The following is an 8,994-nucleotide window of genomic DNA, read 5'->3' on the forward strand; positions in this document are numbered from 1 at the left end:
GGGGCGCCGTAGGCATAAACGGTCGCGTTAAGTATTTGCCGCTTGCTTGGGCTTGGATGCCCAAAACAAGCTTCCGCAAAAATAGCGACTCCCCGAATTATTCGTCATCCTGATATGTCCGATAAGGTCTACAGTGAGATGTGGCGGGCGATTGAACAGGGGAATAGTTGGTGTGGTGAGATCCTGAACAGGGCGAAGGATGGTAGTGGCTACTGGGTAGAAGCGAATGTTGAAGCAGACCTGAATGAACACGGCGAAATTATCGGTTATACCGCCATCCAGCAGAACATTACGGATAAGAAACAGATCGAAGAGCTTTCAAGTACCGACTATCTGACAGGGTTATATAACCGAAAAAAGTAGATGATATTTTTGAGCTTGAGTTGAAACGTGCAAGACGCTATGAAAAACCACTGTCAGTGATTTTGTGCGATCTCGATAATTTTAAGCAGATCAATGATAGTTATGGTCATCAGGTGGGTGATGAGGTGTTGATTGTTATTGCGCGGTTAATCCTGAAATCCGTTCGAGTGACGGATTTTGCCGGTCGCTGGGGTGGAGAGGAGTTTATGATTATCTGTCCTGAGTCCGATCTGAATCAGGCGATAAGAGTTGCTGAGAAACTCAGAATGGAAATTGAGATGCAGCCATTTTCTGAAATCGGTCAACGAACATCCAGCTTCGGTGTTGCAAGCTTTGTGTTGGGTGATGATATCGATGCCATGCTAAAGAGGGCGGATAGATGCACTCTATCGTGCAAAAAGAGGTGGTAGAAATCGCGTAAAAGCTGGGATTCCAAAATAGTGATACCAGTTGAGTCATGCTGACTCAGTGACTCTTATCGGTGAGGGGGAGGTCAAAGTAGAAGCTGGCACCCTCTCCCGGTGTGCTCTCGAGACCTATCGTGCCGCCGTGTCGTTCGATGATCTCCTTGGTGATCGCAAGTCCCAGGCCTGTGCCGCCGGTATTGCGTGTGTCGGATGAGTCGGCCTGAACGAATTTCTCGAAGATGCTCTGTTGATAATCGGCGGCGATGCCGGGGCCGTTGTCAGTGATTGAGATTCGGACGGTTTTATCATCGTGGCTCGTAGAGATGACAACCTCACCATCCTCGGGTGAGAACTTGATCGCATTGGAGCAGAGGTTTGAGAGGACCTGTATCAGCCTGTTTTTATCGGCGCTGATGGTGAGTTGATCTTCATCGCTTGGTTGCCAGCTGAGTTTGACGTTGTATTTATCGGAGAATCCCTGATTGGCGTAGATGGCATCGACCAGCAATGTCCTAAGATTGAGCGGTTTCATCTCGAACAGCGTATCGCTGTTTTCAATTTTGTTGATATCGAGCAGGTCGTTGATCAGCAGGGTGAGGCGCTCGCTGTTCTCGTAGGCGATGCGCAACATCTTTCTGGCCGTCTTGGGATCTTCATCAAACTGTCCGTTGGCGATGAGCCCGAGTGAGCCCTTGATGGATGTTAGCGGTGTGCGTAGTTCATGGCTGACGGTTGAGATGAATTCGTTCTTCATGCGCTCCATCTTCTTGCGCTCACTCGAGTCGTTGAAGGTCACCACCGCGCCGACAAGCGCCCCGTTTTTGTAGACCGGGGTGCTGGTGTACTCAATCGGGAAGCTGCTGCCATCCTTGCGCCATAACACCTCATCCTCAACCCGATGTACTTCACCGTCAGTAAAGGCGGCGTACATCGGGCACTCTTCGCTGGGGTAATCGGAACCGTCGGGATGGTTGTGGTGCACAATCTCATGGATCGGTTTACCGAGCAGTTCATCCACTTTATAACCGAGCATCTTGCAGGCGGCCGGGTTGATAAAGGTTGTATTGCCGTTCAGATCGAGGCCGTAGATACCGTCACCCGCCGAATCGAGCAGCAATCGGTTGTGTTCTTCGGACTCTATCAATGAGTTCATAGCCTGCTTTCGTTCACCGATCTCCTTCTCGATTCTGGCGGTACGCTCCTCGACCCGCTGCTGCAGCACCTTCGACTGGTTGCGCAGCCTGACGATGACAAAGGCGATCACCAATACAATGCCAAGTCCGATGGCAGCGTAGGCGAAGGTTGTATATCTCAGGCTCTCTTCGGTCTGCGCAATGATGTCATCGATCGGCAGGCTGATAACCAGTACGCCACGTACATCGCCCACCTGCCAGTCATCCTTGGGTGTGTCAGGGTAGGTGTTATGGCAATCAACGCAGGCCTGTTGCATCACATCGGCGGTGGCGTAGCGCAACAGAGTGGTTTCACCCGTCGACTCAAAACGGGAGAAACTCTGGTCGGTGTTTACAGAGAGAAAAGCCCAGGCATCTTTTTCAAATGCTCTCTGCACTCTCGATTCGCTTCTCCAGGGAAACGGATAGGGGCTGTAGAGCTGCGCCCTGGCCCCGGTGGCATGTTTGCCGATCTCTTCACCCAGTTTCATACCGAGTGTCGCTGGTAGTGGAATTGCGTTATCGCGATCCACATAGTCGTGAGTGACATCGAGACCCGATGCGCTCGCCTTCGACACCACCTCTGATGAGTAGAGGCTACGGAACTGGGTTAAAGCGACTGAATAGAGTTCAGCGGTTTTGAGCGCGGTGGAGTTGATCAGGTTCGATTGAAGTTGCGAGACATGCATCACCATTGCCGTAACAACAACGGTTAATAGAAGCAGTAGTGGAAAGATGATTCTGAGGTTTGTCATGGGGTCTAAAGGGGAGTCGCAACGGCAGTCGGTCATTCAGGCTAATTGAGTTTAATAGATAACACCAGCGGACAAGAGTATAGACGCTTGTTACGGGTTTTGTGTGTGGAGAGAGTCTAAACAGTAAAGGCGAGTCGTCTGGCACAGAACGGCTATCTGGATAGGACCGTACTGTTATCTCTGTACTGTTATCTCTGTGGAGTACCCAGCCCCGATGAGTAGTGCATCTTGCCCTGGTTATCGATGATGATCGCTTCGAGATCCGGTGAAGCCTCTACCAGTTTCATGCCAGCTTTCAGACCGAGCACAAACACCGTGGTTGATAAGGCATCAGTAGTGGTGGCGTTGGCGCTGATAATCGATACGCTGCGTAGCTCATCAACCGAGCGTCCCGTTGATGGACTGATGATGTGGTGATGGCGAATGCCGTCCTTCTCAAAGTAGCGCTCGTAGTCACCAGAGGTGGAGATGGCGGCATTACTCAGCGGTACGACCACCTCGCTGCGGCCTGGATTCCTTGGGTCACGGATACCGGTCATCCAGGGACGCCCCTGTTTGTTGCCGAGGATGCGGGTATCGCCACCGGCACTGACCAGTGCCTGGCTGATACCGCGCCGTTTGAGAAGAGCGATGGAGCGATCCACTGCATGCCCCTTGGCGATTCCACCCAGATCGATACGCACACCATGACGTGTATAGGAGATGCTCTGCTGCATGGGGTTAAGTATCAGGTGGCGGTAGTCGATGGTGTTGAGCTGTGCCTCGATGGTATCGGCACTGGGATTGATCTGATTGCGGTAGTCGTAGAGGTGGCCAACGCTGGCGAAGGTGATATCGAAGCTGCCGTTCGAGAGCTCTGAGACCTCGTTGGCGCGTTCAATGAGCTGGTAGAGTTCACTACTGATGACTACCGGTTGATTGGCCGCCTCACGGTTAACCCGGGAGAGTTCACTCTGTTCCTTGTAGGGGCTCATCAAATGGTCGATGCGGTGCATCTCCTCGAAGACCGCAGCGACGGCCGCCTTACCGAGCGTAGAATCTGAGTGCCACAGTTCGACTCGGATCAACGTACCCATGATGGGCTGCTCGTCTCTGTGCCACTCGGCCGTGGCCGATAGTGAAAGGGTCAGTAGGAGTAGGGCGGTAATCAGCTTATTGATCTGCATCGTTGCAGTATATCGCCGTGCATGTGGTGAATTTTGGCGGGATTCTATTTTTGTGAACCATGCAACGTGTAAAGTTTTTAACATCCGTTGTTAACTTTGGTTAATCGCTATTTACCACGCCTGATCTATGGTGTTATATCGCTGCTGCTTTTCTATAATTAATTTCCGTACTCCGTGATTAATGTCACAGTTCCGATGCTGTCATCGTATGACAATTGTTTGTCGTGGGTGGTAGACTCAAATCGGACTGAACGCACAATAAGGAATTGAGATGATTCGAGTTTTACTCGTTGATGACCATCAGCTGATTCGTACCGGTACCAAACGAATTCTAGATGATGCTGTAGGGATTGAGGTGATCGCTGAGGCGACCAGTGGAGAGGAGGCAATCGATTTTGTTCGTAAGAATGAGGTCGATGTGGTGATCATGGATGTCGATATGCCCGGCATCGGTGGTCTTGAAGCGACCACTAAGATCTCTAGTATCCAGCCCGGTACTAAAGTGATTATTCTCACCGTTCATACCGACGACCCTTTCCCCAGCCGTCTGCTCAATGCGGGTGCTTCGGGTTATATCACCAAAAACTGCGCCTCCGATGAGATCATTGCATCGGTGAAGACGGTCTTTTCCGGTAAAAAACATATCAGCCCCGATATCGCGCAGAGCCTCGCACTCTCGATGCTCGATGGCGATGAGACCCCATTCTCCAAACTCTCGCAACGCGAGATGCAGGTGATGATGATGATCACCCAGGGCTACAGTATCCAGGAGACCTCGGAGAAGCTTCACCTCAGCCCGAAGACGGTTAGTACCTATCGCTATCGGCTCTACGAGAAACTAAAGGTAGAGAATGATGTGGCGTTGACCCATCTGGCGATCCGCTACGGTGTGGTCGATACCAATATGCGAGATCAGGAGAATCTCTGACCCCTGGCACACGACCGAGTGGTAAGCTTGGCAGCCTCGAAAGCTACTCAGCACACTTTGCTATGGATCAAAAACTCAGTTTCGATGTCGATTGCCGCCTCTGCCCACGCCTCAGTGAATTCCTCGACGAGGTGGGTGAAGAGTACCCCGACTACCACGCCCGACCCGTTGCACCGTTTGGTGCGAAGAATCCCGATCTACTGATTGTTGGCCTTGCGCCCGGTATGCACGGCGCCAACGCCACCGGTCGCCCTTTTACCGGCGACTATGCGGGCGTGCTGCTCTACGAGACGCTGCACCACTTCGGTTACGGCAATAGACCTGAGTCGGTCTCGGCCGATGATGGGCTGAAGCTCAAGGGGTGTCGTATTACCAATGCGGTCAAGTGCCTGCCGCCGCAGAACAAACCGCTTACCTCAGAGGTGGTCGCCTGTAGCCCCTATCTGCAGAATGAACTGAATGGTCTGAAGAAGGGGGCTGTCGTCATGGCTCTGGGTGGTGTCGCCCATAATGCGGTGTTGCGTGCACTCGGGCTGAAGGCCTCACAGCATAAGTTCGGTCACAATAATCGTTACCCGCTCGAAGGCGATCGCTGGCTGCTCGACTCCTACCACTGCAGCCGCTACAACACCCAGACTCGTCGTCTCACCCCCGAGATGTTCCGTGATGTCTTCGCCTCGGCCGATGAGCTGCTGGGTAAAAAGGGTCGTAAGCGCTGAGCCCAATACGGCATAATCGCTGCACATGAGTGAAGAGCAGAACGACAATCCCCCCTTCGATCACAAGGCGTTTCTCAAAAGCCTGACCTCGAAGCCCGGTGTCTACCGGATGCTCGACGAGGCGGGAACGGTGATTTATGTCGGCAAGGCACGCAATCTCAAGCGACGTGTCTCGAGCTACTTCAACCGCTCCGGTCAGACGATCAAGACCCACGCGATGGTGGCGCAGATCCGTGACATTGCCATCACCATCACTCACACCGAGAGTGAGGCGCTGATCCTTGAGAACACGCTGATCAAGGAGCACAAGCCGCGCTATAACGTGCTGCTGCGTGATGATAAGAGTTATCCCTATATCTATGTCTCCACCGATGAGACCTTTCCGCGCCTGACCACCCATCGCGGTGCCAAGCGCGGCAAGGGGCGCTACTTCGGTCCCTATCCCAATGCCGGTGCGGTGCGTGAGAGTCTCAATCTGTTACAGAAGCTCTTTCAGGTGCGTCAGTGCGAGCCGAGCTTCTTTGCCAACCGCACGCGTCCCTGTCTGCAGTATCAGATCAAACGCTGCACCGCTCCCTGTACCGGACTGATCGACGAGGCGGCCTATGGTGAGGATGTACGCCGTACCACGCTGTTTCTCGAGGGGCGCAATAATGAGGTGATCGACGAGCTTGTCGAACGTATGGAGGCGAGTTCACAGAAGCTGGAGTTTGAGCAGGCGGCTCACTATCGCGACCAGATCGCCAACATGCGTCGGGTGCAGGAGAAGCAGTATGTGAGCGGTGAGAGCGGCGATCTCGATGTGGTTGGTGCGGTGCTGAAGGGCGGAACCGCCTCGATACAGCTCTTCTTTATCCGCAATGGTCGTAATCTGGGCAACAAAAGCCTCTTTCCCAAGGTGCCGCCTGATGCTGATCTGCAGGAGGTGGTGGGCGCTTTCATCGCTCAGTACTACTTTGAGCGCGAAGTGCCTGCCGAGATTCTGATCAATGTCGAACCGAACGAGCATGAGCTGCTGGAGGCGGCCTTCAGCGAGCGGGCTGGACGCAAGGTGGCGATCAGCAGTCGGCTGCGCGGTGAGCGCTCACGCTGGCTGAAGATGGCCGTCGCCAATGCCGAACATGCTCTCAGCGCCCGGTTGCAGAGCCGTGCCGGTGTCTATCAGCGTTTTGAGGCGCTGCAGGAGGCGCTCAAGCTCGATGAGCTGCCGGCACGCATGGAGTGTTTTGACATTAGCCATACGATGGGCGAGGCGACCGTTGCCTCCTGTGTGGTCTTCGGTCATGAGGGGCCGATCAAGTCCGACTATCGCCGTTTTAATATCGAAGGCATCACCGGTGGTGATGACTATGCGGCGATGAACCAGGCGCTGATGCGACGCTATACCCGCTTGAAGAAGGGGGAGGGGATACTGCCCGATATCCTCTTTATCGATGGCGGCAAGGGGCAGCTGAGTGAGGCGCGTAAGGTGCTTGATGAGTTGCAGGTGGAGGGTGTGACGCTGGTCGGTGTGGCCAAGGGGCCGGAACGGCGAGCCGGTATGGAACAGCTCTTCTTGTCCGACTCCAAGGCCCCCATTATACTGCCCGATGATTCGTCGGCTCTGCACCTGGTGCAGCAGATACGGGATGAAGCCCACCGCTTTGCCATCACCGCCCACCGTCAACGCCGTGCCAAGGCACGCAAGCGTTCACCGTTGGAGGATATTGAGGGGATGGGTCCCAAGCGCCGACAGCAGTTGCTAAAACAGTTTGGTGGGCTGAGAGAGATCGCACGCGCCGGTGTCGAGGATCTTGCCAAGGTACCCAGTATCAGCAAGGCACTTGCACAACGGATATATGACCAGTTTCATAACGACAATGACTGAAAGGGCAGGGCTCAATGCCACTGAACATTCCTAATCTGCTCACGCTGCTGCGTATCGCACTGATACCGGTCTTCGTCGTGGTCTTCTATCTCCCCTATAGCTGGTCAAATGAGGTCACCACCCTGATCTTCGCCCTGGCCGGTCTTACCGACTGGCTCGATGGTTATCTGGCACGTCGCCTCAAGCAGGAGTCACCCTTCGGTGCCTTCCTCGATCCGGTCGCCGATAAGCTGATTGTTGCCGCCGCACTGGTGCTGCTGGTACAGGCACATCCCACGCCGCTGCTGGCGATCCCCGCGCTGATCATCATCGGCCGTGAGATCGCTATCTCGGCACTGCGAGAGTGGATGGCAGCGATTGGTGAACGGGTGAAGGTGGCGGTGATGATGGTCGGCAAGCTCAAGACCAGCGCCCAGATTGGGGCCATCCTGTTGCTACTCTATGGAGACTCAATCGGCCCTTTCCCCACCTACGATGCTGGCATCGTGTTGATCTATGTGGCTGCAGCACTGACGCTCTGGTCGATGATCGTCTACCTCATCAAGGCGTGGCCAATTTTACAGGGAAAAAGTTCATAATTTGGCTTGACAGATAAGCTGGCCGATGTAGAATACCGGCTCTCTTCGCGGGAATAGCTCAGTTGGTAGAGCACGACCTTGCCAAGGTCGGGGTCGCGAGTTCGAATCTCGTTTCCCGCTCCAAATACTAGACCCTGGTCGATTGACCGGGGTTTTTTATATCTGGCCGGATAGCCAAGCGGTTAGGCAGAGGATTGCAAATCCTTGTAGCCCGGTTCGACTCCGGGTCCGGCCTCCACTAAGAAGAAAGACCTAGCGTTTTCGCTAGGTCTTTTTTTGTCTGAAACTCTTGTTTCGGGAGTAGTGAAGATGGGTGGTCTCGTCCCTGAGACCGTTGATGTTACAGGCTACGGATTCGTGCTATCTCTTCGGCATGAATGCCTAAAGACTCAAGAAACTTCTGATGCTCGTCCGGCTCCATCTGCTCAAACTTCTGGTGCCATGTTCGCATCGCTGCTTCATCAAATCCTGCAGCCGACATGATTGCTACCCAACGCTCTTTAGTTACCATGTTTTCCTCCAACAATTTTGGTTCCTGCAGTAAAGCGACTATCGCCTTCTGCTGTCTCCTAAGAAGGTTGATCTCTTTTCCCAGTTCATTGAGGTGATCTCTCAAAATCTGGAATTGAGACGCTCCCTGTTTACGATCGAGCAGGTCACCTATGTTTGCGACGGGTATCCCATACGAACGGTAAGCGACAATCGCCTCCAACCGCTCAATCTCACTGTCGCCGTACCACCTGTAGCCGTTATCCGAACGATTAGCAGGCATTAGCAAGCCCTCACGCTCGTAGTACAGAATGGTCGCTCTGGAGATGCCAAACTTTCTGGCGATCTGGGTCACCGTCAACATAAAGTCACCAATTGCCGTCGAAAAACAATCATGAACCCTGATCCTATAGACGGGTCAACACCAATTTTTAAGATAAAAAAACGACGCTCGATCGCTGACCGCCATGGATAGCGAAGCGAAGGCGGTTAGTCCGCGATAGTCGACGCCGTCTGCATATTCGTAGTTGAGAGCGGGAGCGAACGACGA

At 53.6% G+C, this 8,994-nt stretch carries 9 protein-coding genes and 2 tRNA genes; 8 read left to right on the forward strand and 3 right to left on the reverse strand.

The genetic code is table 11. The features are described 5' to 3' along the window. The first annotated feature begins 42 nt into the window (after window positions 1–42). Together BOW52_RS15340 and BOW52_RS15345 are read left to right on the forward strand one after the other, a co-directional pair. Window positions 43–363 (forward strand): PAS domain-containing protein, encoded by a 321-nt coding sequence (locus tag BOW52_RS15340; protein WP_236725777.1) that lies wholly within the window; start codon window positions 43–45, stop codon window positions 361–363. Window positions 364–368: 5 nt separating this feature from the next. Next, window positions 369–773 (forward strand): GGDEF domain-containing protein, encoded by a 405-nt coding sequence (locus tag BOW52_RS15345; RefSeq protein WP_078484961.1) that lies wholly within the window; start codon window positions 369–371, stop codon window positions 771–773. Window positions 774–828: 55 nt separating this feature from the next. On the opposite strand, the gene BOW52_RS15350 is transcribed toward BOW52_RS15345, so the two are convergent. Continuing rightward, window positions 829–2,697: an ATP-binding protein gene (locus tag BOW52_RS15350; protein WP_172840387.1), complete on the reverse strand. Its 1,869-nt coding sequence runs from the start codon at window positions 2,695–2,697 to the stop codon at window positions 829–831. A 188-nt stretch (window positions 2,698–2,885) separates the two neighbouring features. Beyond that, the gene (locus tag BOW52_RS15355) at window positions 2,886–3,863 is read right to left on the reverse strand and encodes an FAD:protein FMN transferase (protein WP_078484963.1); all 978 of its coding nucleotides are present in this window, start codon (window positions 3,861–3,863) and stop codon (window positions 2,886–2,888) included. Between the two features lie 271 nt (window positions 3,864–4,134). Here BOW52_RS15355 and uvrY point away from each other — a divergent pair, with 271 nt between their 5' ends. The 6 genes from uvrY (at window position 4,135) to BOW52_RS15385 (ending at window position 8,193) form a co-directional block, all read left to right on the forward strand. Beyond that, window positions 4,135–4,791: a UvrY/SirA/GacA family response regulator transcription factor gene (uvrY, locus tag BOW52_RS15360; protein ID WP_078484964.1), complete on the forward strand. Its 657-nt coding sequence runs from the start codon at window positions 4,135–4,137 to the stop codon at window positions 4,789–4,791. Window positions 4,792–4,853: 62 nt separating this feature from the next. Further along, window positions 4,854–5,510: a uracil-DNA glycosylase gene (locus tag BOW52_RS15365; protein WP_078484965.1), complete on the forward strand. Its 657-nt coding sequence runs from the start codon at window positions 4,854–4,856 to the stop codon at window positions 5,508–5,510. 25 nt (window positions 5,511–5,535) lie between these two features. After that, on the forward strand, window positions 5,536–7,377 hold the full coding sequence (uvrC, locus tag BOW52_RS15370; RefSeq protein WP_078484966.1) for an excinuclease ABC subunit UvrC: 1,842 nt from the start codon (window positions 5,536–5,538) through the stop codon (window positions 7,375–7,377). A gap of 14 nt (window positions 7,378–7,391) precedes the next feature. Continuing rightward, window positions 7,392–7,955: a CDP-diacylglycerol--glycerol-3-phosphate 3-phosphatidyltransferase gene (gene pgsA / locus BOW52_RS15375; protein WP_078484967.1), complete on the forward strand. Its 564-nt coding sequence runs from the start codon at window positions 7,392–7,394 to the stop codon at window positions 7,953–7,955. A gap of 47 nt (window positions 7,956–8,002) precedes the next feature. Then, a tRNA-Gly gene (locus BOW52_RS15380) sits at window positions 8,003–8,078 on the forward strand. Between the two features lie 41 nt (window positions 8,079–8,119). Next, window positions 8,120–8,193: transfer RNA gene (locus BOW52_RS15385), tRNA-Cys, on the forward strand. Between the two features lie 102 nt (window positions 8,194–8,295). On the opposite strand, the gene BOW52_RS15390 is transcribed toward BOW52_RS15385, so the two are convergent. Further along, complete coding sequence (locus BOW52_RS15390) at window positions 8,296–8,808, reverse strand: MerR family transcriptional regulator (protein ID WP_078484968.1); 513 nt, start codon at window positions 8,806–8,808, stop codon at window positions 8,296–8,298. Between the last annotated feature and the right edge of the window lie 186 nt (window positions 8,809–8,994).

This window comes from Solemya pervernicosa gill symbiont, assembly GCF_002020875.1.
Taxonomy (GTDB): Bacteria; Pseudomonadota; Gammaproteobacteria.